The sequence below is a fragment of the Arthrobacter sp. Dra40 genome, from assembly GCF_059091905.1.
In genome coordinates, this window is record NZ_JBNHHB010000029.1 from 1 (window position 1) to 25,719 (window position 25,719).

At 65.6% G+C, this 25,719-nt stretch carries 20 protein-coding genes and 1 tRNA gene; 4 read left to right on the forward strand and 17 right to left on the reverse strand.

What is annotated here, in order from left to right; all coding sequences use genetic code 11:
• The 3 genes from AC5RWT_RS14230 to fdxA form a co-directional block, all read right to left on the reverse strand.
• A partial coding sequence (locus tag AC5RWT_RS14230; protein ID WP_494080741.1) for a citrate synthase occupies positions 1 to 1,205 on the reverse strand: 1,205 nt, incomplete at its 3' end.
• Positions 1,206 to 1,366: 161 nt separating this feature from the next.
• Positions 1,367 to 2,494 carry a succinyldiaminopimelate transaminase gene (gene dapC, locus AC5RWT_RS14235; protein ID WP_494080742.1) on the reverse strand — a complete coding sequence of 376 codons (1,128 nt, stop codon included), beginning with the start codon at positions 2,492 to 2,494 and terminating at the stop codon, positions 1,367 to 1,369.
• Between the two features lie 4 nt (positions 2,495 to 2,498).
• Complete coding sequence (gene fdxA, locus AC5RWT_RS14240) at positions 2,499 to 2,822, reverse strand: ferredoxin (protein ID WP_494080743.1); 324 nt, start codon at positions 2,820 to 2,822, stop codon at positions 2,499 to 2,501.
• A 91-nt stretch (positions 2,823 to 2,913) separates the two neighbouring features.
• Here fdxA and AC5RWT_RS14245 point away from each other — a divergent pair, with 91 nt between their 5' ends.
• Positions 2,914 to 3,165, forward strand: a complete 252-nt coding sequence (locus AC5RWT_RS14245; protein ID WP_494080744.1) for a putative acetyltransferase — start codon at positions 2,914 to 2,916, stop codon at positions 3,163 to 3,165.
• On the opposite strand, the gene AC5RWT_RS14250 is transcribed toward AC5RWT_RS14245, so the two are convergent.
• Positions 3,153 to 4,469: an MFS transporter gene (locus tag AC5RWT_RS14250; protein WP_494080745.1), complete on the reverse strand. Its 1,317-nt coding sequence runs from the start codon at positions 4,467 to 4,469 to the stop codon at positions 3,153 to 3,155. The genes AC5RWT_RS14245 and AC5RWT_RS14250 overlap by 13 nt on opposite strands.
• A gap of 67 nt (positions 4,470 to 4,536) precedes the next feature.
• Between AC5RWT_RS14250 and AC5RWT_RS14255 the strand changes: the two genes are divergently transcribed.
• Positions 4,537 to 5,031, forward strand: coding sequence for an ArsR/SmtB family transcription factor (locus AC5RWT_RS14255; RefSeq protein WP_494045492.1), 495 nt, complete (start codon positions 4,537 to 4,539; stop codon positions 5,029 to 5,031).
• Between the two features lie 36 nt (positions 5,032 to 5,067).
• Here AC5RWT_RS14255 and AC5RWT_RS14260 read toward each other — a convergent pair whose 3' ends face one another.
• The 4 genes from AC5RWT_RS14260 to AC5RWT_RS14275 all read right to left on the reverse strand — a co-directional run bounded on the left by AC5RWT_RS14260 (position 5,068) and on the right by AC5RWT_RS14275 (position 10,193).
• Positions 5,068 to 5,568 carry a hypothetical protein gene (locus tag AC5RWT_RS14260; RefSeq protein ID WP_494080746.1) on the reverse strand — a complete coding sequence of 167 codons (501 nt, stop codon included), beginning with the start codon at positions 5,566 to 5,568 and terminating at the stop codon, positions 5,068 to 5,070.
• A 10-nt stretch (positions 5,569 to 5,578) separates the two neighbouring features.
• On the reverse strand, positions 5,579 to 7,501 hold the full coding sequence (typA, locus tag AC5RWT_RS14265) for a translational GTPase TypA (RefSeq protein ID WP_494045490.1): 1,923 nt from the start codon (positions 7,499 to 7,501) through the stop codon (positions 5,579 to 5,581).
• Between the two features lie 198 nt (positions 7,502 to 7,699).
• Positions 7,700 to 8,236 (reverse strand): hypothetical protein, encoded by a 537-nt coding sequence (locus AC5RWT_RS14270; RefSeq protein WP_494080747.1) that lies wholly within the window; start codon positions 8,234 to 8,236, stop codon positions 7,700 to 7,702.
• A gap of 136 nt (positions 8,237 to 8,372) precedes the next feature.
• Positions 8,373 to 10,193 carry an ABC transporter ATP-binding protein gene (locus tag AC5RWT_RS14275; RefSeq protein ID WP_494080748.1) on the reverse strand — a complete coding sequence of 607 codons (1,821 nt, stop codon included), beginning with the start codon at positions 10,191 to 10,193 and terminating at the stop codon, positions 8,373 to 8,375.
• A gap of 80 nt (positions 10,194 to 10,273) precedes the next feature.
• Here AC5RWT_RS14275 and AC5RWT_RS14280 point away from each other — a divergent pair, with 80 nt between their 5' ends.
• On the forward strand, positions 10,274 to 10,894 hold the full coding sequence (locus tag AC5RWT_RS14280; RefSeq protein WP_494080749.1) for a PH domain-containing protein: 621 nt from the start codon (positions 10,274 to 10,276) through the stop codon (positions 10,892 to 10,894).
• A 40-nt stretch (positions 10,895 to 10,934) separates the two neighbouring features.
• Here AC5RWT_RS14280 and AC5RWT_RS14285 read toward each other — a convergent pair whose 3' ends face one another.
• From AC5RWT_RS14285 to AC5RWT_RS14310, 6 genes are all read right to left on the reverse strand, one after another.
• Positions 10,935 to 11,963 (reverse strand): ABC transporter permease, encoded by a 1,029-nt coding sequence (locus AC5RWT_RS14285; RefSeq protein WP_494080750.1) that lies wholly within the window; start codon positions 11,961 to 11,963, stop codon positions 10,935 to 10,937.
• Complete coding sequence (locus AC5RWT_RS14290; RefSeq protein ID WP_494080751.1) at positions 11,960 to 13,501, reverse strand: ABC transporter permease; 1,542 nt, start codon at positions 13,499 to 13,501, stop codon at positions 11,960 to 11,962. Before AC5RWT_RS14290 ends, AC5RWT_RS14285 begins: the two co-directional genes overlap by 4 nt.
• A 212-nt stretch (positions 13,502 to 13,713) precedes the next feature.
• On the reverse strand, positions 13,714 to 15,519 hold the full coding sequence (locus AC5RWT_RS14295) for an ABC transporter family substrate-binding protein (protein ID WP_494080752.1): 1,806 nt from the start codon (positions 15,517 to 15,519) through the stop codon (positions 13,714 to 13,716).
• Positions 15,520 to 15,908: 389 nt separating this feature from the next.
• Complete coding sequence (gene selB, locus AC5RWT_RS14300; RefSeq protein ID WP_494080780.1) at positions 15,909 to 17,711, reverse strand: selenocysteine-specific translation elongation factor; 1,803 nt, start codon at positions 17,709 to 17,711, stop codon at positions 15,909 to 15,911.
• A 1-nt stretch (position 17,712) separates the two neighbouring features.
• Entirely contained in the window at positions 17,713 to 19,044 is a 1,332-nt protein-coding gene (gene selA / locus AC5RWT_RS14305) for an L-seryl-tRNA(Sec) selenium transferase (RefSeq protein ID WP_494080753.1), read from the reverse strand.
• Positions 19,045 to 19,079: 35 nt separating this feature from the next.
• Positions 19,080 to 19,174, reverse strand: a tRNA-Sec gene (locus tag AC5RWT_RS14310).
• Between the two features lie 41 nt (positions 19,175 to 19,215).
• Between AC5RWT_RS14310 and selD the strand changes: the two genes are divergently transcribed.
• On the forward strand, positions 19,216 to 20,229 hold the full coding sequence (gene selD, locus AC5RWT_RS14315) for a selenide, water dikinase SelD (RefSeq protein ID WP_494080754.1): 1,014 nt from the start codon (positions 19,216 to 19,218) through the stop codon (positions 20,227 to 20,229).
• A gap of 12 nt (positions 20,230 to 20,241) precedes the next feature.
• Here selD and nrfD read toward each other — a convergent pair whose 3' ends face one another.
• The 3 genes from nrfD to fdh are packed head-to-tail and all read right to left on the reverse strand — an operon-like array spanning position 20,242 to position 25,622.
• Positions 20,242 to 21,324 (reverse strand): NrfD/PsrC family molybdoenzyme membrane anchor subunit, encoded by a 1,083-nt coding sequence (gene nrfD, locus AC5RWT_RS14320; RefSeq protein ID WP_494080755.1) that lies wholly within the window; start codon positions 21,322 to 21,324, stop codon positions 20,242 to 20,244.
• A complete protein-coding gene (locus AC5RWT_RS14325) occupies positions 21,321 to 22,310 on the reverse strand; it encodes a 4Fe-4S dicluster domain-containing protein (RefSeq protein ID WP_494080756.1) in 990 nt (329 codons plus the stop codon). The genes nrfD and AC5RWT_RS14325 overlap by 4 nt, the downstream gene beginning before the upstream one ends.
• On the reverse strand, positions 22,311 to 25,622 hold the full coding sequence (fdh, locus tag AC5RWT_RS14330; RefSeq protein WP_494080757.1) for a formate dehydrogenase: 3,312 nt from the start codon (positions 25,620 to 25,622) through the stop codon (positions 22,311 to 22,313).
• Between the last annotated feature and the right edge of the window lie 97 nt (positions 25,623 to 25,719).

The following is a 25,719-nucleotide window of genomic DNA, read 5'->3' on the forward strand; positions in this document are numbered from 1 at the left end:
ATCATTTCGCGCCACTGGGCAATCCAGCCCGGCAGGCGGCCGATGGCGAACAGCACGGTGAACATCTTCTCCGGGAAGCCCATGGCCTTGTAGATCAAGCCGGTGTAGAAGTCCACGTTCGGGTACAGCTTGCGCTCGATGAAGTAGTCGTCCGCCAGCGCTTTCTCTTCTAGGCGCATGGCGATGTCCAGCAGCTCATCGTTGCCGCCGAGCTTGCCCAGGATCTCGTGCGCCGTGGCTTTCACCAGACGGGCGCGCGGATCGTAGTTCTTGTAGACGCGGTGCCCGAAGCCCATCAGGCGCACGCCTTCTTCCTTGTTCTTGACCTTCTCCATGAACTGCTCCGGCTCCTGGCCGCTGGCCTGGATCTGGCGGAGCATGTTCAGCACGGCCTCGTTGGCGCCGCCGTGCAGCGGACCGAACAGGGCGTTGATGCCAGCGGAGACTGACGCGAACATGTTGGCGTTCGAGCTGCCCACCAGGCGCACGGTGGACGTGGAGCAGTTCTGCTCGTGGTCTGCGTGCAGGATCAGCAGCAGGTCCAGCGCCTTGACCACGGTCGGGTCCAGCTCGTAGGGCTCGGCCGGCAAGCCGAAGCTCAGCCGCAGGTAGTTCTCCACCAGGTTCATGGAGTTGTCCGGGTACAGCAGGGCCTGGCCGATGGACTTCTTGTGCGCGTAGGCGGCGATCACCGGCAGCTTGGCCATCAGCCGGATGGTGGACAGTTCCACCTGCTCGTCATCAAACGGATCCAGCGAGTCCTGGTAGAACGTGGACAGCGCGCTGACGGCGGAGGACAGCACCGGCATCGGGTGTGCGTCGCGCGGGAACCCACCGAAGAACCCCTTGAGCTCCTCGTGCAGCAGGGTGTGGCGGCGGATCTTGTGGTCGAAGGTTTCCAGCTCCGTGGGCGTCGGCAGTTCGCCGTAGATCAGCAAGTAGGACACTTCCAGGAAGGACGAGTGCTCGGCAAGCTGCTCGATCGGGTAGCCGCGGTAGCGGAGCACGCCGGCGTCGCCGTCGATGTAGGTGATGGCGGAGGTGGTCGCCGCGGTGTTCATGAACCCCGGGTCGAAGGTGACCGCGCCCGTCTGCTTCAGCAGTTTGGATACGTCATAACCGTCATTGCCTTCGGCGGCCTTGAGCCGCGGAAGTTCGAGTTCGCCGCCGGGAAAGTGCAGCGTGGCACCGGTCTGCTCAGTCATTGAGTCCCCTTCAGGAGGTTTGGAAGCTAACGGCACGCCGGGCGCTTGTGGCTCTGAGCATGCACATACTCGGGTAAAACGCTACCTGCACAGTCGCCGATATATCTAATCCGCGACTCACATTTTTGTTCGTATCCACAGTGAGTGGCCGCCTGCGCGGGTCAGGAAAGCCGTTCGGCGGCGGCGTCGATCCGTTCGTCGCTGCCGGTCAGTGCCACTCGTACGTAGCCGTTTCCGGCATCGCCGTAAAACACCCCCGGACCGATCACGATGCCCAGTTCGGCAAAGCGGCCCACGGTTGTCCACGTATCTTCTCCGGCAGTTCCCCACAGGTACAGCCCGGCCTCGGAATGGTGGATCTTCAGGCCGAACTTCTCCAGCGCCGGCAACAGCCGCTCCCGCCGGCCCCGGTAAAGGTTTTTTTGCTCCTGCACATGCGCATCGTCCCGCAGCGCCGCACGCATCGCGGCCTGCACCGGGAACGGCACGATCATGCCGGCGTGCTTGCGGCTGTTAATCAGGTTGGGCATCAACTCCGGGTCCCCGGCCAGGAAGGCCGCCCGGTAGCCGGCGAGGTTCGATTGTTTGCTGAGCGAATACGTGCACAGCAGGCCCTCGTGCGAGCCCTGCGCCACCGCGGGATCCAGCACGCTGGGAACGGCCCGTCCGCCGCGCGCAGTGTCCCAACCGCCCCAGCCCAGTTCCGCGTAGCATTCGTCGGAGGCGACGACGGCACCCAGCTTCCGGGAATCCTCCACCAGGGCGCGCAGCTCGTCCTGGTCCCGGACAATGCCGGTGGGGTTACCCGGCGAATTGACCCACACCAGCTTCACGCGGCTCCGGGTCTGCGCATCCAGGTCCGCCAGACTGTCGGCGGCCACCGGGGTGGCGCCGGCCAGGATGGCCCCCATGTCATACGTGGGATACGCGACGACGGGCCGCACCACCACGTCGCCCTCGCCGAGTCCCAGCAGCGTGGGCAACCACGCGACAAGTTCCTTGGAGCCGACGGTGGGCATGATCGCCTCTGGGTCCATTCCGGGAACGTTGCGGCGGCGGGCAAACCAGTCAGCTATCGCTTCACGCAGTTCGGCAGTGCCGTGCGTGGTCGGATAGCCCGGGGCGTCGGCGGCGGCGGTCAAGGCCTCGCGGATAATGGCCGGAGTAGAGTCGACCGGCGTGCCGATGGACAGGTTCACGGCGCCGCCGGGGTGCTCTGCCGCCTTCTGCGCATAGGGTGCCATGGCATCCCACGGGTACTCCGGCAGCTGCAGGCCGAAAGAACTCATCGAGTCAGTCTTGGTTCTGCGGCGGCAACGCGGCGATCAGCGGGTGGTCCTTGTGGATGTTGCCCAGCTTGGCAGCACCGCCCGGGGAACCCAGATCGTCGAAGAACTCCACGTTCGCCTTGTAGTAGTCGGCCCACTCCTCGGGAGTGTCATCCTCGTAATAGATTGCTTCCACCGGGCACACCGGTTCGCACGCACCGCAGTCGACACATTCATCCGGATGGATGTACAGGGACCGTTCACCTTCGTAAATACAGTCCACCGGGCATTCTTCAATACATGCCTTGTCTTTTACATCCACACACGGCTGTGCGATTACGTACGTCACGTCCGTCAGCACCTTTCTGAACAGTTAGCCCAAGCGTATCGCTTGGGACCATTATCTCCCCAGCCGGGGGCCGCTCCCCTAGGATGGTCACGTGATACCCGCTACTCCCGCAGCGTTCCTGGCCTCGGCCGCGCCCGGAACGCGGGTGGTGGTCCGCTACCGGATTGAGGGCGGGGTAACGGACGCCCTCGGTGAACTGCTGGCCGCGGATGCCGAGACCTGCACGGTCAGGACGGCGCGGCGCGGCGACCTCGTTGTTCAGTTGTCCGCGGTGACCGCGGCCAAGCAGGTTCCGCCCGCTCCGCCGCGGCGCGGTCCGCGGGCCGGCCGTCAGCCCTCGTAGCTGTCCGGCAGCTGGCGCAGCGACCACAGCGGGGAGAACAGCACCGGCGCCGCCGCGAGGAAGGACCCGGCCGCACCGATCCACAGCGTGGCCACCACGCCGATGTATTGGCCCAGCACGCCCGCCAGCAGCCCGGCGAGCGGCAACACGCCGTACACCACAAACCGGATCGAGGCGTTCATTCTCCCCAGCAGCCGGGGCGGGCACACCCGCTGGCGCATCGTCACCTGCATCACGTTGTAGACCAGCGAGCAGAAGGAGAGCCCGGCCTCGCCGGCGATCAACAGGACCAGCGCCGAGTCGTCGTCCGGCATGAGCACCGACAACGGCATCGCCATCAGGAACACTGCCGACGCAATGCTGGCCAGCGGGATCAGGGCTCCCTCACCGGTCACCCGCGCCAGCCTTGGCGCCGCCACCGCGCCCAGCAGTCCCCCGGCCGCAGCCACCGAATAGACCAGCCCCAGTGAGCCCGGCCCCAGGCCCAGCTCACGGAGCACCAGGATGGGAAACAGCGTAGACGCCAATCCCGCGAAGAAATTCGTGAGGCCAGTGCAGGCAGCTATCCGGCTGATCAGCGGATGCCTCACCACGAAGCGGAGCCCCTCCTTGATTTCGACGGCCAGCGGTCGCCGGTCGTGCCGGGGCGCACGCACTTCGCGGTCCCGGGTTCGGGCCAGGAACAGCGCCGAGATGAGATAGCCCACGGTGTCCGCCAGGAACAGCAGCGGCGCCGCGATCACCTGCAGCAGACCGCCGCCGGCGGCCGGTCCGGCCATCCTCGCCAACTGTGCGGTGCTCTCCAGTTTCGAGTTGGCACCCGGAACCTGATCGTTGCGGACCAGCACCGGCACGTAACTCTGATACGCCACATCGAAGAACACGGTGGCGACGCCCAGCACGCCCGCCGCCGCGTACAAATGCCACATCTGCAGTAGGTCCATCCACCACAGCAGCGGTACGGACAGCATGGCGGCGGCCCGAACCAGGTCCGCCGTGATCATGACCCGTCGCTTGAGCCAGCGGTCAACCCACGCTCCTGCCGGCAGCCCGATCAGCAGGAACGCCGCGGTGGCACTGGCAGTGAGCACGCCCACATGGAATTCGCTGGCGCCAAGAATAACCACCGCCAGCACCGGCATGGCCAGATGGCCGATCTGGACCCCGAATTGGCTGATGGTTTGGGCGGACCAGAAGGCGGCAAAGTTCCGGTCCCGCCATAACGACGGCGGTGCCTCCCGCGGCGCGGAGGGTTCGGCTTCCGCGGTGGCTTCGACAGCATGCGGGGCAGGGGGCTCGGTCACCGTCACAGTGTCGGTCAGCGATTGGGGAAAGTCAATCATTCTGCCGCCGGTGTCGTATGCTGGATTCATGCCTACGGATCAGGACCTGCAAGCCACCGGCCGGGCGCTCAGCTCGCCGGTCAGGCTGCGTATTCTCCGGCTCTGCCTGCACCGGTCCCGCACCAACAAGGAGATCGCGGAGCTGCTCGGCCTGAATCCGGCCACGTCGCTGCACCATGTGCGCACGCTGCTCAACACTGGCTTCCTGGAGGCCGAAGAACCGCGCAAGGGCAACCGCGGAGCCAAGGAAGTCCCCTACCGCGCCACCCGTATGTCCTGGGGCGCCAAGATGCCGGATGCGGCACCCGTGTTGGTCGAGACCTTCCTGCAGGAGATCGAGGGCCTGGCCCCGGACGAGATCGAAACGACGCGGATGGGTATCAAGCTCAACGACGCGCACCGCAACGAGATGCTGGCGAAGATCCGCGCAATCTTCGAGGAGTACGCGATGCTGCCCGCGGACGAGGACGGGACCGCAACCTCAATCTTCCTGGCCCACCACTTGGACCAAACGGCCAACTGACATCCCTGCCAACTGACACCCTCCCCGCCTGCGGAATCAGGCTTTGGCCGGCCGCGGTTTGAGTGCCCAGATGCAGATCAGCATCGCCGCAAGCGTGGCCGGGACCAGCCCGATCATCCAGATCCGGCCGGCCACGGCAATCGGCAGTTCCACCGCGGCGGAAGTTCCCGTGACAATCAGCGGTTCGGTTCCCGGCGCCAAGGCCATCAGGCCAACCAGAACATACGAGAGAACGCCCGTCAGCCCGGCTATCAGCACATTGCGCGCCTTGAGTCCGGCCCAGACCATCACCGCCAGGGCGAACAGCAGAGCCGCCGCGGCTCCCCACGGATAGCTGGCGTCCTCTGCATAGAGAATCTGCGAGTGCAGGGCCGTGCCCACCACCGCCGTAACCGCTGCACCGAAGACCGCGGTGCCCCAGCTCTGGAAGGGGGGACGCCGTCGTCGTGCTTCACCCCGTTCCGACGCCTCGTCGGATGGGTTAAAAGCGGAAGGCAACCCGCCGTGGTCTCCGGCGGGTTGCCTTTGCTCTGTCATACGTTCTAGCTTATGCCCTGGCGCGCGCACGGGCGGCCTTGAGCCGCTCGTTGGCGTCGAGGACCAGCTTGCGGATGCGGATCGCCTCCGGAGTGACCTCGACGCATTCGTCCTCGCGGGCGAATTCGAGGGACTCTTCCAGTGTGAGGGTCCGCGGCGGGGTGAGGTTCTCGAAGCTGTCGGAGGAAGCGGCACGCATGTTGGTGAGCTTCTTTTCCTTGGTGATGTTCACGTCCATGTCATCGGCGCGGGAGTTCTCGCCGACGATCATGCCTTCGTAGACCTCCGAGGTGGGCTGCACGAAGAAGGAGCCGCGTTCCTGCAGGTTGATCATCGCGAAGGGAGTGACCACGCCGGAACGGTCGGCCACCATCGAGCCGTTCGTGCGGTACTCGATCGGGCCAGCCCAGGGCTCGTAGCCCTCGGAGATGGAGGCGGCGATGCCGGCGCCCCGGGTTTCGGTCATGAAGCGGGTGCGGAAGCCGATCAGGCCGCGGGCCGGAACGATGAATTCCATCCGGACCCAGCCGGTGCCGTGGTTGGCCATGTTGATCATCCGGCCCTTGCGGGCGGCCATCAACTGGGTCACCGCGCCGAGGTACTCCTCCGGCACGTCGATGGTCATGTGTTCCATCGGTTCGTGGACCTTGCCGTCGATCGTCTTGGTGACCACCTGCGGCTTGCCCACGGTCAGCTCAAAACCTTCGCGGCGCATCTGCTCCACCAGGATGGCCAGCGCCAGCTCGCCGCGGCCCTGGACTTCCCAGGCGTCCGGGCGCTCGGTCGGCAGCACCTTCAGCGAGACGTTGCCCACCAGCTCCTTGTCCAGCCGGTCCTTGACCTGGCGGGCGGTGACCTTGGCACCCTTGACCCGGCCGGCCAGCGGCGAGGTGTTGATACCGATGGTCATCGAGATGGCCGGATCGTCCACCGTAATGAGCGGCAGCGGCTGCGGGTTCTCGGCGTCGGTCAGGGTTTCACCGATGGTGATGTCCTCGATGCCGGCGACGGCGACAATCTCGCCCGGGCCGGCCGATTCCGCCGGAACACGCGTCAGTCCCTTGGTGGCCAGCAGCTCGGAGATCCGAACGTTCTTCAACTGGCCGTCCTGGCGGGCCCAAGCCACGGTCTGCCCCTTCTGCAGGGTGCCGTTGTAAATGCGCAGCAGCGCCAGGCGGCCCAGGAACGGGGAAGCGTCAAGGTTGGTCACGTGGGCCTGCAGCACGCCCTCCGGATCATAGGACGGGGCAGGAACGTGCTCCATGATGGTGGCGAACAGCGGCTCCAGGTCCTCGTCCTCCGGCAAGCTGCCGTCGGCGGGCTGGGTCAGCGAGGCGCGGCCGGCCTTGCCGGAAGCATAGACAACGGGAACGTTGAGGACGGCGTCCAAGTCCAGATCGGGGACTTCGTCGGCCAGGTCGGAGGCCAGGCCCAGCAGCAGGTCCATCGCCTCGGCTACGACGGCGTCGATGCGTGCGTCGGGACGGTCGGTCTTGTTGACCACCAGGATGACGGGGAGCTTGGCGGCCAGCGCCTTGCGCAGCACAAAACGGGTCTGCGGCAGCGGGCCCTCGGAGGCGTCGACCAGCAGGACCACGCCGTCCACCATGGACAGGCCGCGCTCCACCTCGCCGCCGAAGTCGGCGTGGCCCGGGGTGTCGATCACGCTGATGGTGATGGTCTCGCCTTGGGCGGCCGGGCCGGAGTAGAACACGGTGGTGTTCTTGGCCAGGATGGTAATGCCCTTTTCCCGTTCCAGCTCCCCGGAGTCCATGACGCGCTCTTCGGTCTCGCCGTGGCTGGAGAAGGCACCAGTGTGCTTCAGCATGGCGTCCACGAGGGTGGTCTTCCCGTGGTCGACGTGGGCTACGATGGCGACGTTGCGAAGGTCGCTGCGAACGGCGCTCTGCGTCGATGCGGTGGTTTCAGACATGCGGGATTACTCTTCCGTGGATTACATGGAACCTGGGCCTAATATCGGACAGCCAGCGCCGTGCCCGGATGCGGGTAGGCACTCCATTGTAATCCGCCGTGCCACTGATGGCCTAACGGACACCGGAGCCGAAGCCGATCACGGCGCCAACAACCGGCCTGCGACGCCGGAGTGTGCTTGCTTCATCCCCGTCAATTCTCAGGCCAGCTCGCCGAGCTTGGCCTTCCAGAAGGCGCGCCAGTGATCGAGCTGCTCGACCGACTCCAGCCGCTCATGCTGCAGGCCTACCGAGGCCTTGCCTGCTGCCTTCTCGTAGATGTGCACATTGACCCGGGAACCGTCCGCCAAGCCGCAGCGCCAGTAGCGCCACTTTGAGGTGTCGCTCAAGTCCGGCCCGCGGGTGACCCCGATGCCCGAGAATTCCTCCGCACCGCCGACCACCGCAACCCACTGATCCCGCGCCTGGTCCATGCTGCCGCGTACCGTCTTGCTCACCGAGGTCTGGAACTCGCCGTCGCAGTCTTGGCCCGGCTGGCGCCGGCCGATCTGCTGTTCGAAGGCAATGGTCGCCGATTGTGCCCACCAGCCCTCGGCTAAACCGGACTCATTCAAGGCCAGGGCAATTTCCTTGTGGCTAAGCGTTGTGGCGTCGATCCCGGTGAGGAAGTCCTCGACCGTGGACCAGCTGACGCCGATGCCGTTTTCGATCGCCTCGATGTTCATGCTGCGAACCACTGACACTCCTGACGTGAACGAAGACCGGCCGGTGCGCGCAACTGATCGCACCGGCCGGTATTGGGCTGAACCCCTGCCCATCATTTCATCATGGACAGGGGCGCAACACTATGGATGGCAAAATTTCATGGTGGACTCAGTCGCCGGCGGCCAGCAGCAAGGCCCGCAGCTCGCGGCGTTCGCGCTGCTTCTCGGGATCGGGCAACGGCACCGCCGCCAGCAGCCGCTGGGTGTACAGTTCCTGCGGGTTGCGCAGAATCTCGTCCCGGGTGCCCTGCTCAACGATCCGGCCGTGCCGCATGACGCAAATGCGGTCGGCCAAAACGTCGATGACGGCCAAATCGTGCGTGACGAATAGGCAGGCGAACCCCAGTTCCTGCTGCAGATTCTGGAATAGGTCCAGCACCGTGGCCTGGACCGACACGTCCAGTGCGGACGTGGGTTCGTCCGCCACCATCAGCTTGGGCTCCAACGACAGCGCCCGGGCGATGCCCACGCGCTGCTTTTGGCCCCCGGAGAGCTCGTGTGGATAACGGTTGCGGTAGGCCCGCGGCAGCTCCACCTGGTCCAGCAGCGCCTCAATTCTCCGCTGCAGGGCGGCCCCCTTGGCAACGCCGGCCAAGTACATGGGTTCGCCGATGCTCTCGCCGATCGGCAGCCGAGGGTTCAGCGAGGACGACGGGTCCTGGAACACCATGCCCACCTGGCGGCGCAGCGCGTGCAGCTGCTTGGGCCGCGCGCCGGCGATTTCCTGCCCGACCACGCGCAGCGATCCCTCCGCAACGGGCAGCAGCCCGACGGCGGCGCGGCCGATGGTCGTTTTGCCCGAGCCGGACTCCCCCACCAGGCCAACAACCTGGCCTGGGTAGATGGACAGGTTGGCGCCTTCCACCGCCCGGAAAGCCGGGACGCGGCCCTGCTTGGGGTATTCGATGGCCACGTTGGCCAGTTCAAGCACGGCTTCTCCTCTGGCCACGTCGTGGAGTGACTGTGCCAGGGCTTCGGCGTTCTCGCGTTCGCGCCGTTGCAGCTCGGTCTCGTTGATGCTGAGCGAGGCGCCGGTCGCCGCGGCCAAGGCCGCTGTAATGTCCACTTCGGCGTCGACGTCTGAGCCTCCACCCAAATGGGGCACGGCGGCCAGCAGGGCCTGCGTGTATTCATGCCGGGGATTGTTGAAAATCTCCACAGCGGTTCCGGTCTCCACGATCCGGCCGCGCCGCATCACGGCGATCTTGTCCGCCAGGTCGGCCACCACGCCCATGTCGTGCGTGATCAGCACAATCGCGCTGTCCAGCTTATTGCGCAGATTGCGCATCAGGTCCAGAATCTCGGCCTGGACGGTGACGTCCAGCGCGGTGGTGGGTTCATCGGCGATCAGCAGTTTGGGATCGCAGGAGAGCGACTGGGCGATCATGGCGCGCTGCCGCTGACCACCGGAAAGCTGGTGCGGGTAGGAACGGAAGGCCTTTTCCGGGTCGGGCAGCTCGACCAGTTCCAGCATCCGCAGCGCTCTTTGCTTGGCTTCGTCCGGCGAGAAGGCATTGTGCAGCCGCAGCGTCTCCACGATCTGGAACCCGATGGTGTACACGGGGTTCATCGCAGTCATGGGTTCCTGGAAAATGACGGCGACATCGTTGCCGCGGACCTGCCGGAGCTTTGCGCTGCTCAGGCCCAGGATCTCGCGTCCGTTGAGCTTCACGCTCCCCGTGGCGCGGCTGTTGGACGGCAGCAGGCCCAGCAACGCCATGGAACTGGCGCTCTTGCCGGAACCGGATTCGCCCACGATGGCGAGGACCTCGCCTGCCTTCACGTCGTAGGTGAGGTTGATGGCGGCCGGCACCCATTCCTTGTCCACGCCGAAGTCCACGCTGAGGTTGGTGACCTCCAGGACGGGTGCTGAACTGCGAGCCGTCTCCACGGTTCCTACCGGCAGCGTCGGATCGATGATTTCGGTCATAGCTGGTCTTTTCCTTCCAACCTGTCGCAGTTGGTTGATGCTAGTGGAGAACTGGTGGCCAGTCCTGAAACTATGGGGGCATGACAACGTCTGCTGCCGGCTCCACGGTCTTCCGTCCGCGCTCCGCGATCTGGTTCACCGGCGTCGTCTGGGTCGTTGTGGCGGTCAGCCTGGTGTCCTCGGTGCTGACCCACGGGACGGACAGCCTGCTCGGCTCCTGGCCGCTGCTGACCATTGCTTACGTGACGTGGTGGCTGGCCTGGTACCCCGCCGTCATCATCGGCGAGCACGGGGTGGTGCTGCGCAACCCGGTTCGGACTGTTTCCGTGCCGTGGAATGCCTTGGTCACCGTGGACACCAAGTACGCACTGACTTTGGTTACCCCGCGCGGGAAGTACAGCTCGTGGGCCGCCCCGGCTCCCGGGATGTTCGGTGTCCACCGCGCCCGGGCCGATCATGTCCAAGGCCTTCCGGAGACCACATATGGGCCCGCGCAGTCGATCCGTCCTGGCGACCTCGCCAATTCCGATTCCGGGGCGGCGGCCTACCACGTCCGGAAACGCTGGGCGGAACTTCTGGCCGTGGACAGGATCAGCATTGGTGAAGCGGATAGCGTTCCGGTGGGCCGGACACCGAATTGGGCCGTGCTCGCCGCCGGAACCGCGCTGGTAGTGCTCAGTGCCGTGACGCTGGCCGGCTGAGCCGGACCACATCCTGCCGGGAAGGCGCCGGGAGCGCATCTCAGACGCCCGTCGTCTGGGTGGTTCCGGTCTCGGGGTGGGCGAAAACCGCGGCTGCCTTCGCCCGCTTGGCATTGAACTTCTTTTGCCGCGGGTCGAACGCGTCGCGCAGCCCATCGCCGATGAAGTTGATGCACAGGCAGATGGCCACAATAAACAGGCCCGGCCACCAAAACAGCCATGGACGGGTCTGGAACGCTTCCTGGTTCTGGCTGATCAGCGAGCCCAGCGACACGTCCGGCGCCTTAACCCCCATCCCGATATAGGACAGGCTGGTCTCGAGCAGGATCGCCGCAGACATGCTCAGGGTCACCGAGACGATAATGACGCCCACGGCATTGGGCAGGATGTGCTTGAAAATGATGCGGGCGTTGGACGCGCCGGCGATCCGTGCGGCGTCGACAAATTCCCGCTCCCGCAGAGAGAGGAATTCGGCACGCACCAAGCGTGCCAGCCCGGTCCACACGACGGCGCCCACGAACAGGCCCAGGAAATACGGCTGGACATCGGCGCCTACCGCGCGACCGGCCACCTGGCCCATCACGGCGGCGATGATGATCAGCGGGATCACGATCACGACGTCGGTCAGCCGCATCAGCACGGCTTCAATCCAGCCGCGGAAGTAGCCCGACAGTGCGCCGACCACCACGCCGATGGCCCCGCCCACCAGGCCGATCAGGAACATGACCGCCACCGAAATCTGGACCCCGCGCATGGTCTGGGCAAAAGTATCGCGGCCCAACCGGTCCTGGCCGAACGGGTGCTCGCCCAGGCCCAAGGGGAATAGTTGCAGCGTGGGTCGGCCGCCATTGATCAAGTCATTGACGCCGTTGTGCGTGTATTTCCACCAGCCCGGCAGGCCGAACATCCCGCTCGATGAATAGGCAATCAGCAGGATCAGGGCGAAAGCCACCAGGCTGATCAAGGCGGCGGTATTGCCGAGGAAGCGCCGACGGACGATTTGGCCCTGGCTGAGGCCCGCCTTGTTCTCGTCTGTTGCGGCAACGGGTTTCGTTGAGGTGGTGCTCATGCCTTTACCCTCACTCGCGGATCAAGCGCGGAGTAGACCAGGTCCGCGACTAGGTTGAACATCAAGGCCAGAATGCCGGTGATCAGGAAAACGCCCATTACCGGATTCGGATCGACCCGTTCCAAGGACTGGACAAACAGCTGGCCCATGCCGGCAAACGCGAACACCCGCTCGGTAATCACGGCGCCGCCAATCAAAGCGCCGATGTCGAAAGCAACAATGGTGGCGATCGGGATCAGCGCGTTGCGGAAAGCGTGGCGCATGACCACTGTCCTTTCGTTCAATCCCTTTGCCCTGGCTGTCCGGATGTAGTCCATGTTCATGATTTCCAGCATGGAGGAGCGTGCGTAGCGGCTGTACGACGCCAGCGAGATCAGCAGCAGTGCCACGGTCGGCAGCAGCAGGTGGGTGAAGGTATCCAGCCCGTGGACCCAGAAGTCTCCTTGCAGGTTCGGAGTCTCGGACCCGATGGTGGCGATGGGCCGCCCGTTGATTCTGCCGTTGTTGAAGTAGGCAGGCCAGGCCTGCATGTACCGGTCAAGGAGGATGAGACCGCCAACCAGGAACGAGGTCAAGGCCGCGGCGTTCATGTTCTGGCGGCGGTCGTAACCGCCCATCAGCCAGCCGACGGCCAAACCAACCAAGATGGTGGCAAGGACCAGCAAGAAGACCATCAGTCCAGTGGCTTGCGCCAGGAGTTGCTGGATGGGGAAGTAAATGAGGGTGCCGATGCCCACGGTGATCAGCGCCGCATAGAGGGCTCTGCGGTTCTTCAGGCCGGCGGCCAGCAGCGTGATGCCGAAAGCGATTCCTACGCCGCAGATGACGATGACGACCAGGCCGAGACCCGGAGTCTTGAACCATTGGGTTACGGACAGCCCCCACATCACCGCCGCAGCCAGCAGGAAACCGATGCCTGCCATACCGAGTTTCCTCAGGTAGCTTCCCTTGGCACAGACGAACCACACAGCGGCGCTGACTACGCCGATGATCAGAATCGATGAAATCGGAATCTGGGGATCCCGGAGGAAATTGTTGAACCCGATGGCACCGAATTCCTTCAACAGCACGGCGACCCAGAACACCGGAAGCGAAAAGAAGAGGAACGCCATGAAGGTCACGCCGTAATCCAGCCCGCTGTATTGGCGCAGCGCCGTGACGATACCGAGCGAAACGCCGATGACGATGGCGAGCACCGCCGAAGCAGTCACCAGCAGAATCGTCATACCCATGGCGCGGCCAAGGGCCTCGGTGACCGGTTGGCCGTTCAGCGCGTATCCCAAATCGCATTGTCCGGCGAAGGGAATGACGCATTTGGCTGCGCCCGCCAGCCAGCCGAAGTACCGGATCGGCGCCGGCGTGCCGAGGTCCAGCAGCGCGATCCGCTGTTGAATCAGCTGCTCTTTGTTAGGCGAATTGCTTTCGCGCAGGTCATGGAGGGGGTCGCCTGACAGCGCTGTCAATTGGTAAACCAAGTAGGAGGCACCCAGGAGAATAAGCACGGCAGTAAAAAGCCGCCGCACAATGTAGGTCACCATAGCGTTTTTCAACCTCGCTGATGTGGTTCTGGAAGTCTTGTGTGGATCCCTCGGTGTCACAATGAGCGTAGTGCAGTCCGTGCGCTGACGACTATTGGGAAAACCCAACTACTTGTGGCAGGAAATGGATTCTAAAAGCTGCAAGACGTCGGGACCGAGGTGTACAGGGTCCCGACGCCTTGCATGCCTTTGCCTAGGATCAGGCCTGAAGGCTACTTAACCTTCCACTCCCAGAAGTTCCAGAAGACGCCTGTCTGGTTCGGCTGATACTTCACGCCCTCAACGCGGTCACTGTTGTACGCATCAAGGCCCACGGACTGGAACAGCGGGAGTCCGTAGAAGGAATCCCAGACATGCTTGTCGATCTGCGTGACGAGCTTGTCCTGTTCCGCCGCGTCGGTGGTCACGATCAACTCGTCCATCAGCTTGTCGGCTTCCGGCTCCGAGAAGCCGTTGAAGTTGGAGCCGGCATCGGTCTTGAAGATCTGCGGAACGCCCGAGACGCCCACACCAGGTGAGGTCCAGCCGAAGATCGTCGCGTCGTAGGTTCCGTTGCCCAGCGCGGCACCCCAGTCGGAGGCGCCCAGACCGCCGTCGACGATCTTGAAGCCTGCCTTCTCAGCGGACTCCTGGATCAGCGCGTAGGCGTCGGCACGGTTGGGGTTGTCCTTGTTGTACATGATCCGGACTTCCGGAGTGGCGCCAGCAAGGAGCTTCTTGGCACCCTCGATGTCCGCTTCCTTGTAGTTCCCGGAGCCGTTGCTGGCCGCGGAGGCCTCGTACGCATCCTGGGCCGGCACGAAGAATTGCGAATCCAGCGGTGCGGCGTCGGCCTTGAGCGGCTTCACGATCCGGTCGACGATCGCCTGGCGGGGAACGACCTTCATGAAGGCCTCGCGGACGTTTTCATCCTTGAACACACCGGTGTAGTTCAGGTCGATGTGGTCGTAGGCGAGCTGGTCCTCGACGTCCACGGTGACGCCCTCGATGCCTTGCAGCAGTTCGACGGTGTCCGCCGAAGGCTGCGGGGCAATGATGTCTACCTCGCCGTTCTTCAGGGCGCTGACCTGGTCCGGGGCGGCACCGATGAAGCGGATGGTCACTTCATCAACTGACGGCTGCGGTCCGAAGGTGTAGGACTCATTGCGAACCAGGGTGATGGACTGATCCGGAGTGATCGAATCAACGACGAACGGCCCGCTGGAGAGGTAGAGCGACTCATCGGTCGGCAGCGACTTCGTGTCGAAGCCCGTATTCCAGAAGTCCGCAACGGCCTTCAGATCCTTGTTCTCCTTCGCCGGCTCATCAGGGTTCCCACGCTTCAGGCCCTGGATGAGGTCGACGAGTGCCTGCTCGTCGGCCAAGCCGGCCTTCTCGGCCAGCACGTGGGCCGGCAGGCCAATGCCGCCGTCATTGAGGCCGCCGAAAGCGATTTCCCAGTCAGCGTACGGCTTGGAGTAGGTCAGGGTGATCGAACGGCCGTCGTCGCTGACCTCGGGCATCTCGGTCAGCCCCAGCCCGCTGGTGTCGCCGGCGAAGTCGAAGTAGCTGGTGCCGCTGGTAACGTTGCCTTCCTCGTCCGTCTTGGCGTCGTTGGCGTAGCCTGATTCGACCAGCCAGTTCAGCAGGAGGTCTCCGGCGTCAACGGCATTGCCGTCCGACCATTTCGCGCCTTCGTTCACGGTGTACTTCACCACGAGCGGGTCATCCGAGACCTTCTCGTACTTGCCGAATTCTTCGTTCCGTACCACCTTGAGCTGATTGTCAACGTAGTAGAAGCCACCATGCGTCATGTAGGCGATTTTGCCGTTGATATCGACATTGCCCGTGGCGGAATCCGAGTTGAATGAGCTAAAAGCGTTGGTCTCAGCGACGCTGATTGAACCGCCGGCTGCGGCCGCAGTGGACTCGCCCGTGCCTTCGGGGGAATTTCCGCCGCCCGAAGTCGCGCAGGCGCTCAGGGCCAGGGCTGCTACAGCCGCGACACCGATAGCTTTGGAAGTACGTCCGAAACGCATTCCGCCTCCTTGTTTTGTCTCTGAAAGGTCCCCGGCAGTGCTGCAGAGGACGGACATACACCGTGTCGCCTGAAGTTCAACGAGCTTCCCGCCGAACGTGGCATGTCTCACACGCATTAGAGCGTAAACCGGAACCCCCGGCGTTGGGTATAAAAACTTCACTTCAGATCCGGTTGTTACCGAGATGCAACCTTGTAGCCACGGCCCGCCATCATGGGAAACACGGCCGTCATGGCAGCGCTACAACGGAAATCGCCCGGAAACACGGGGCAGGAAGAGGTTCCGCCCTATGACGCCGGGCGGATAAGACAGTTGCCTCAGACAAACTTTAGTTATCGGCTGCTAACTGAAACGCACCGGCTGCGGACGCCCTCAACTGCCCGTGCGGCCTAACCCTGGGCCGGGCGCAGGAGGGTGCGGTGGCCGGAGTCGAGGCGCCGGGTCCATCCCAGCCCGTCGAGGTGTTCCAGCAACGGGACAGCCACACGCCTGGTGGTCCCCAGGGTTTGGCGCGCCTCACTGGTCGTGAAGGGCTGCGGCAGGCGGGCCAATTCACGCATCGCCATGGCCGGTGCTTGTGGAAGCAGGACCACGCCGCCCGCCAACCGCAGCAGGCGTCCGCTTCGCTCGGCTGCCGCGAGTTCGCGCTCCCCCAGTCCCAGATCCTTCAGGTCGTGAGCCTCCGGCGCGGCGAATGGTTGGGAGCTCAGGCCTCTCTCCACGGCGCGCACGGCCGCCTCTGCTGGGCCGAGGTCGCTGCGGGGCCCCGGGAGGCGGATGAATCCGCCGTCGTGCTCCAAACCCGCCTCACGCACCACCGCGTCCAGCAAAGCTTCACCTTCGGGTCCCAGCAGCTCCCGGGCAGCTCCGCGGGACAGGCCGGCCGCCAACGGGTCCTTCTTCGCAAGCTCCTGGACCGAGAGTCGCAGGCGCCGCTGCCAGGCATCGAAGACCGGCCTGTGTACCCACCAGTCACCAATTGTCTGAACCTGGTCGGGGACCTTTCCGAGGGAAGCAACACCCATGCGCCGCAGTTGGCTTACGCGGACCGCACCCCGGCGGGCGACTTCGATCAGCGCGTCTCCATCGGGAGGCATGGCCGCGAGGCTTTGCGCCCGCTTGGCGCTGTCGCCGCGGCGTCTGAGGGCCGGTGGGTCGACGTCAAGGATGTGCACCCCCGCCAACACCGACCGGCTGCCCGTTGTCCGCAGCACCAGTCGATCCCCGAGCTCAAGCGGCAGCTGCCGATCGAAGACCAGCCGAGCATGGTCGCCGCCGAACGGACGCAGCCGGCACGGCACGGCGGCGGTGCCGATATGGGCGACCAGTTCACGCGGAACGTCGCCGAACGGCGTACCCATGGTCCGTCGCACGTCGATCGTGTCCACCACCGGCCAACTGTCGTCAGAGAGCAGGACGTCGCCGCGGTGCACGGCGTCTGCGGGCACGCCGGAGCGCAGATTAACGGCCACCCGGTTGGTTGGACCGACAGAGGGAACCGCCTGATTGCGGCTGTGCAGAGCCCGTACAGTCACCGTCCTGACATGGTGATGGCCGTGAAGCAGCAGCCGGTCTCCCTGATTCAGGGTGCCTGCCGTCAAGGTCCCGGTGACCACCGTCCCGGCACCGCTGATGCTGAACGAACGGTCAATCCAAAGGCGCACCCGAGCCGTGGGGTCAGGACGCGGTAGAGATTCCAACGTCTGGTCCAGGACGCGGCGCAACTCATCGAGTCCGGTCCCGGCAACCGCGGACACGGTGACGGCCGGTGCGTTGTGCAGCCCGGTGCCAGCCAGCTCAGCGCGCGCCCGCGCCAGAACCTCGTCGACCCGTTCCGGCGCGCGGTCGCTCCGGGTCAGCACCACTACCCCATGGCTGATGCCAAATGCGGCGATGGCATCGCGGTGGTCGCCGGATTGTTCCTGCCACCCCTCGTCCACGGCGACGACGAAACACACCGCCGGGACAGGCCCGAGGCCAGCCAGCATATTTCCGAGGAACCGCTCGTGGCCGGGCACATCCACGAATGCCACGTCCTTGCCGGACGGAAGCCGAGTCCAGGCGAAACCGAGGTCGATGGTCAGGCCCCGGCGCCTCTCTTCAGCCCAACGGTCGGGCTCCATACCGGTGAGAGCCCGCACGAGAGTACTTTTGCCGTGGTCGACGTGCCCTGCGGTGGCCACCACGAACATCTCAGGAGCCCGCGTCTCTCGGCCCGTCATGTCCATGCGCGAGTGCCGAACGAACGGCGGCAGCCAGCCGCTCGTCGTCGGCCTCGGGCACGCAGCGCAGGTCGACCAGGCAGGCACCGCCGTGGACCCGCGGCAGCACTACCGGGTCCCCCGTGCGCAGCCGCCGGGCGGCCGATTCGGGCAACTGGACCGCCCAGCCCGGCAGCGGAACCCCGGGCGCTCCCCCGCCGCCGACCCGTCCGTCATGCCCGACCACCCGGCCCCCGGCGGCAGCCGCCAAGCGCTCCGCACGCTGACGAAGCCGAATGGGGTCGGCGTGCAGGGCAGCCGTCACCGGCGTCGGTTCGCCGGTGAGGGTCGCCTCCAAGGCGGCCAGCGTCAGCTTGTCCGCCCGCACCGCACGCGCCAAAGGATGGCGGGCCAGTCGGGCCATCACTTCGGCACGGCCCAGGGCCAGTCCTGCTTGAGGACCGCCCAGGAGTTTGTCCCCGCTGGCGATGACGACGTCGGCACCAGCGGCCAGCGCGCCGGAGATGTCCGGTTCCCCGGGCAGCACCGGGTCCGGTGCGAGCAGGCCGCTGCCGAGATCTACAACCAGGGGGATCTGATGTTCGTCGGCCAGGGAGCGTAGCTGGCCGATGCCGACGCCCGAGGTAAAGCCGCTGACCCGGAAATTGCTGGGGTGCACCTTGAGCAGGCAACCGGTGTGCGTGCCGACCGCGGCAGCGTAATCCGCCAGATGCGTCCGGTTGGTGGTCCCTACCTCGCGCAAGCGGGCACCGGTCGATTCGATCAGCTCGGGAAGCCTGAACCCGGCCCCGATCTCGACGAGCTCACCGCGGCTGATCACCACTTCGCCGACCCCGGCGAGCGCGGTGGTGGCCAGCACCAGGGCCGCGGCCCCATTGTTCACCACCAGGGCTTCTTCGGCAGCCGGACAGGCGTCCAGCAAAGCTTGCCGCGCACCGGCCCCGCGCCGTGATCGTCCGCCGGTGGGCAAGTCCATTTCGACGTCGACATAACCTGCCGCCGAGAGCAGCGCTTGCCGGGCGGAACCGGAGAGTGGAGCGCGGCCAAGATTCGTATGGACGATGACCCCGGTGGCGTTGAGTACGGGCCGAAGCGAGGAGGCTGCACGGGAAGCTACCGCGGCCAGGACCATCGCTTCCACGTCTCCCGGGGCCAGGTCGCCACGGCGCGCCTGTTCTTGCACGTCTCGCACGGTAGAACGGATCACGTCGTCGCCCAGCCGGCTGCGGGCGTGGCGAAGCTCTGGATGGGCGAGCAACTGGTCGGTGCGCGGAATATGCCGGCGCGGGTCGTTCTGGCCCACGGCCCCTCCTTCCCGCGTCACGGGAGCTGCTGCGGTGGCGGAAGCGGACGGGAATCGAACCCGCCAGACCGAGGTACTCGGTCTCACCGGTTTTGAAGACCGGGGGGCCCACCAGGACCCGGACGCCTCCAAGTGCATGCTAACATCGCCCGTCGCTCCTATGCTGGACCCATGAACGCGATCACCGGCGTGATGGAAGAACCCGCGGAAGCCGTGCGGCTCACAACCTACGCGCACGGCGGAGGCTGTGCTTGCAAGATCCCGCCCGGTGAACTCGAGGACGTTGTCCGCGGCCTGACCGGCCAGGCCGGCCCCGGCGTTCTCGTCGGGCTCGACGATGGCGATGATGCGTCCGCCGTGCAGGTGGGCAAGGATCTCGCAGTGCTCTCGACGGCGGACTTCTTCACTCCCGTGGTGGACGATGCCTATGACTGGGGCCGGATCGCGGCGGCGAATGCCCTCTCCGACATCTATGCCATGGGCGGGCGGCCGATCAGCGCGATCAACCTGGTCGGTTGGCCCCGCGGCGTCCTGCCGATGGAACTGCTGACCGAAGTGCTGCGGGGCGGGCTGGACGTGGCCTCGGAAGCGGCGTGTCCGGTGACCGGCGGGCACTCGGTCGACGACCCGGAACCGAAATACGGGATGGCGGTGACCGGTATCGCCGCGCCCGACCAGCTCATGCGCAACGACGCGGCCAAGCCCGGGCTGCCGCTCACGCTGACCAAGCCGATTGGCCTGGGTCTGCTCAACAACCGGCACAAGCAGACCGGTGAGGTCTTCGACGAGGCGATCGCCGTGATGACCCAGTTGAACCGGGATGCCGCGGACGCGGCGCTGCGCAGTGGCGTCCGCGCGGCGACCGACGTCACCGGCTTCGGCTTACTCGGCCACCTGTACAAGATGTGCCGTGCGTCCCGGGTGGGCGCGGTAATCAACCGCGATGCGGTACCCCTCGTCGCCGGGGCACGGGAAGCGCTCCGGGATGGCTACATCTCCGGAGGCACCCGGCGCAATCTCGACTGGGTGCGTCCGCACCTGCGCCCGGGAGCGGGAATCACGGAAGACGACTTGCTGATGCTGGCCGATGCGCAGACGTCGGGCGGCCTGCTCGTGGTTGGAGAGCTGCCGGGGCACCCCATCGTAGGACACATTGTTGCGGGGTCCGTGATCGACGTCCGCTAACCGGGCTCCCGGCTATCCGGCGGTCGTGATCGAATCGTCGACGATGCCGGCTTTCCGCCGCGCCGCAAGCCGCTTCTTCTGCGGTTCGATCGTGTATCGGGGGTCCTCGGTGGAGCGGATGCCGGCCCGCAGGATCCCGAACCGGGTCAACGCCGAGGCTGTCAGCAGCGCCAGACCGCAGGCCGCTGCTACGGGCCGTTGCCTGCCGCCGGCCAGGACTCCGATGCCGCCGGCGACTGCCAGCCGCTGGCTCCATACGAGCATTCGTCCGGGAGCACCCTCGCGGAGGGGTTCGGCAGCCACCGGGTCCATCCGGTTTTCCATGGCCCGGGCAGCGATCACATCACCGGCTACACCCAGTACCGCGAGCGCCCGGGCGGGCCCTGCTTGCTGCACGGGCGTGGTGATCATGGCCAAGCCCGCCGCGGCGAGGCTGGCCGAACTCACGAAGACGAAGGGCAGATCTTCGCGCGCCGCGTTCCACGTGGGGTTGGCGGTGTCCGACAACAGCACGGCGGTGTAAGCGGAGAGCGGGGTTGCGAACAAGGCCGCCTCCACGCCCGCCGGCCCCTCCATCGCGCGCAGCATCCTGCGCAGGGGCCCCAGCGGGAGCCGTGATCCGGTCATGCGGTCGATCTCGGAAGCTGCCGAGATTCCGACGCCGGCGCTGAACGCCGCAAGGATCCAGGAGCCAAGGCTCATCGGAGACGTGGGCTTGATGGTGCGCAGCATGTTGAGGAAACGTTCCGGCCGGCCCAAGTCGGCAACCAACGCGGCAGCACCAATCCCCACTGATGTCAGGGCGGCCAGTCGGCTGTTGCGGCACAACGCCGGCCTGCCCGTGAGCTGCCCGCCGAGTCCCAGCAGCGCCGAGCCGCCGGCCACGCCGCCCAGAAAGAGGTAGGCGCCAATCGGGTCGCCCCACGGCGGCGGTTTGACCACGGGCCGGCCGTAGTACGAGGTGAACTCCGGCTCCGGCACCATCGGCATTTCGCCGGCGCCCTCCCCTGTTCCGGCGCGCCGCCGCTTGCCTCCGCGCTTCGACCGGCGTGGTGGTTCGGGCGAGCGGTAGTTGTCGAAGTCGGAGACGGTCAACGGCGGCCTCCAGCCAAGAAGGCCGCAGCGGTCGCCGCCAGCATGCCGGCCGCAGCGATTCCCGCCCGCTTGAACATCCGTGGCAAGTCGGCGGTGGGAACGCGCGGATCCGGCGGCAGACCGTACACCTCCGGCTCATCCAGCAGCAGGAACACGGAACCGGTGCCACCGACCCCGTCGGCGTCGTTGGCCCCGTACAGGCGCGCCTCGGTCAGCCCCTGCGAGTGCAGTTCGGCAACGCGCTGTTTCGCGGTGCTCACCAGCTCCTCGCGCTCGCCATACTTGATCGACGTCGTCGGACAGGCCTGGGCGCAGGCGGGCGTCTGGCCATCAACCATCCGGTCGTAGCACAGCGTGCATTTCTGGGCGACGCCCACGTTGCGGGTCGGCGCCTGCTCCCCGGGGGTGAAGTCGCGCTGTGCCTTCACCCCCGCCGTGCCGTCGCTGCGCCGCTCGATGACGCCGAACGGGCACCCGGCCACGCAGGTGCCGCACCCATTGCAGACATCGTCCTGCACCACAACAGTGCCGTGCTCGGTGCGGAACAGCGCACCGGTCGGGCACACGTCGAGGCACCCGGCGTTGGTGCAGTGCTTGCACACATCGGAGGACATCAGCCACCTGAAATCGGGCGTATCGGGGGGCGACGTATCCACCCCGCCCGCGGCGTCTGAGTCTCCCGGCGGCCCGATGCCAGGCATGCCGAGGCTGACCAGCGCCCGTCCGGAGTCGCGTGCCTTTTCGATGTGCTCGCGGTCCTGCTCGATGAAGGCGACATGGCGCCAGGTGTCGGCTCCCAGCGCGCCGGTGTTGTCGTAGGAGGACTCAAGCAGTTCGTAGTCCGAGTCGTGGGGGTTGCGGTTCCATTCCTTGCAGGCCACTTCGCACGCCTTGCATCCAATGCAGATCGAGGTGTCGGTGAAAAAGCCCTTTCGCGGGTGTCCCGTGTGTGGAATGTGTCCGGGAGCTTCGGTCAGCTTGTTCATTTAGCCTTCCCTCGTCGAGTCGTCGCCCAACGCCCGGTTGGGGCCGGTGACCTTTTCGCTGCCGGTCTCGGGCGTTACACCGGCGCGGGCTTGATAGTCGGCAACCAGGGAGAGGAGTTCCGGTCCCTGCGGCCGCCGGCCTGGACGGATGTCGCATGATCCGGCCTTGGACTCCTGGATCTGCACATTCGGATCCAGAGTCACCCCCAGCAGGTCGTTGGCTGCGTCGCCGCTGACGACGGCGTCACTGCCGACTCCCCAGTGATAGGGCAACCCGATCTGGTGCATCGTGCGGCCGCCCACCACCAGCGGCCTCATCCGTTCGGTGACCAGCACCCTGGCCTCGATGGCAGCCCTTGGCGAGATGATTGTTGCCCATCCGTAGGGTTCCAAATCACGTTCGGCCGCCAATTCCGGAGACACTTCGCAGAACATCTCCGGCTGAAGCTCGGAGAGGTACGGCAGCCACCGGCTCATCCCGCCGGCCGTGTGATGTTCGGTCAATCGGTACGTGGTGAAGACGTAGGGATAGATGTCCGCCCCGGGCGTGCCCGCGCTGGGCGCACTGAGGTTGTCTTCGCGCGGATAGATCAGTCGGGCGGGGTTCTGCTGCTGCCGGTAGAGCGGGTTGGCCACCGGGGACTCCTGCGGCTCATAGTGGGTCGGCAACGGGCCGTCCACCATGCCCTTCGGCGCGAACAGCCAGCCCTTGCCGTCGGCTTGCATGATGAAGGGGTCGTCTCCCGCCAGCGCGGCTGCACCGCCCAGGGATATATCCGGACGGCTTCCCGGAGCGCGGTCGACGGGGAAGTCAGGGACGTCCTCGCCTATCCACCGGTTCTGCTCCCGGTCCCACCAGACGTACTTCTTGCGTTCGCTCCACGGCTTGCCCTCGGGGTCCGCCGAGGCGCGGTTGTAGAGAATGCGGCGGTTGGCCGGCCATGCCCAGCCCCATTCGGCGGCGACCGGCCCTTGTTCCTGCCCGGGCTCTCGGTCCGCGGCGTGGTTAATGCCGTCTGCATACACGCCGGTGTAGATCCAGCAGCCGCCCGCCGTCGAGCCGTCGGGGCGCATCTCGGTGTAGGACGAGAGGGGCTGGCCGGCTTTGGGACCAGTGAGATAACGGCCGTTGATTTCGGCGAGCACCGCCTCGCCATCGGGCTCGCCGTGTTCGTCGGTGGGATAGTCCCAGGTCAGGTCCAGCAGCGGCCGGTCCCGTTCATCGGTCGAGTCCGCCAGCTTGGCCCGGAGGCGCTTGCCCAGCTCGTAGAAGAACTGTAGTTCGCTCTGGCAGTCACCCGGCGGCCGGACCGCCTGGTGCCGCCATTGCAGCAACCGCTGCGTCTGGGTGAAGGAGCCGGCCTTCTCCACATGGGTCGCGGCCGGCAAGAAGAAGACCTCCGTGCCGATGTCCTCGGTGCGCAGCTCGCCCGAGGCGATCTCCGGACCGTCCTTCCACCACGTGGCCGACTCGATGAGGTTGAGGTCGCGCACCACCAGCCACTTCAAATGGGACATGCCAAGGCGCTGCATCCTGCCATTCGCGGACCCGATGGCGGGGTTCTGGCCGAAGAGGAAGTAGCCCTCCACCTCGTCATCGAGCATGCTCATCACGGTCTGGTACGTCCCGTGCGGGCCGTTGATCCGCGGAAGGTAGCCGTAGCCCCAGTCCGAGTCTTCGTTGGCCGAATCGCCCCACCACGCCTTGAGCAGGCTGATGGTGTAGGCGTCGGCATCCGCCCAGTAACCCTTCTGCTCCGGGGAGGCGATGGCGTCGAGGTAATCGCGCAGAGTCTCCGTCTCGACCTTCGGCATGGGGAGGTAACCGGGCAGCAGGTTGAACAGCGTCGGGATGTCTGTGGAACCCTGAATGCTGGCATGGCCGCGCAGCGCCATAACTCCCCCGCCTGGCCGGCCCATATTGCCCAACAAGAGCTGCAGGATTGCCGCGGTGCGGATGAACTGCGCGCCCACCGTGTGCTGCGTCCAGCCGACGGCGTACGCAAAGCAGGTGGTCCGCTCGCGGCCGGAATTCTCCGTGACGGCCCGCGCGAGGTAGTCGAAGTCCTCGAGGGAGATGCCGCAGGCGTCACGGACCATTTCCGGGGTGTAGCGCGAGTAGTGGCGTTTCAGGATCTGGAACACCGTCCGCGGGTGCTCAAGGGTCGGGTCCTGCTCGAAATCCGGGCGCCCCAAAGGCGGGCCGCCGCTGCCGTACTGCTGCCCGGCGGCGCGCTCGGAGGTATCAGCACCGTGTTCGTGTCCGTCTCCGTCTCCGTCCGATTCTTCTGCCCCGGGTTTCCGCTCATAGGCCCAGGACGCCAGGTCATACTGGCCCGTTTCCGGGTCGAATCCGGAGAACAGCCCGTCCAGGTCCTCCGTGTCACGGAAGTCTTGGCCCACCAGCGTTGCCGCATTCGTATACGCATGAACGTATTCCTTGAACCAGAGATCGTTGCTGATCACATGGTTGATCAGGGCGCCCAAAAGAACGATGTCTGAACCGGCACGGATTGGAACATGTTTGTCTGCCACCGCACTGGTGCGCGTGAACCGTGGATCTACATGGATGACCTTCGCGCCGCGCGCCTTGGCCTCCGTCACCCATTGGTAGCCGACGGGATGGCACTCGGCCATGTTCGAGCCCTGGATAACAATGCAGTCGGCATTGGCCATGTCCTGGAGCGATTGCGTCGCTCCGCCGCGTCCAAAGGAGGTTCCCAAACTGGGAACCGTGGCGGAGTGTCAAATGCGTGCTTGGTTTTCGAGCTGGATGGCGCCCGCAGCGGTGAAGAGCTTCTTGATCAGGTAGTTCTCTTCATTGTCCAGGGTTGCCCCGCCCAGGCCAGCGATGCCCATGGTCCGCCGGAGCGGACGGCCGTGCTCATCGTTTTGCTGCCAGTTGTTCCGGCGTGCGGCGAGGAACCTATCGGCCACCATGTCGACGGCGGTGTCCAAGTCAAGGTGCTGCCAGTCCTTGGCATGGGGTGCCCGATACAGCACCTGGGTTTGCCTGCTCGGCGCATTGACCAACTGCTCGCTGGCGGATCCCTTGGGGCAGAGCCTGCCCCGGGAGATCGGCGAATCCGGGTCGCCTTCAATCTGGACAACCTTTTCGTCCTTGACGAAGACGCGTTGGCCGCATCCCACCGCACAGTAGGGGCAAACGCTTTGCACCACGCGGTCTGCGGTAGATGTCCGGGGAGTGATCTCGCGGGTTCGCGGCGAAGTTACGGCCTCGCCCCGCCCGAGTGAATCACTCGATCGGAGCTGCCGTACAACGGGCCACTCCAAAAAGCTGAACCGCGACATGCGCCCACCCTAACCCAAACGGTGCACGCACAACAGGGGTGCGACGGCGGGAAGCCGGCAGTCCTCAAAGTCCCGTCAGCCGGGCTGAAAGATGAGA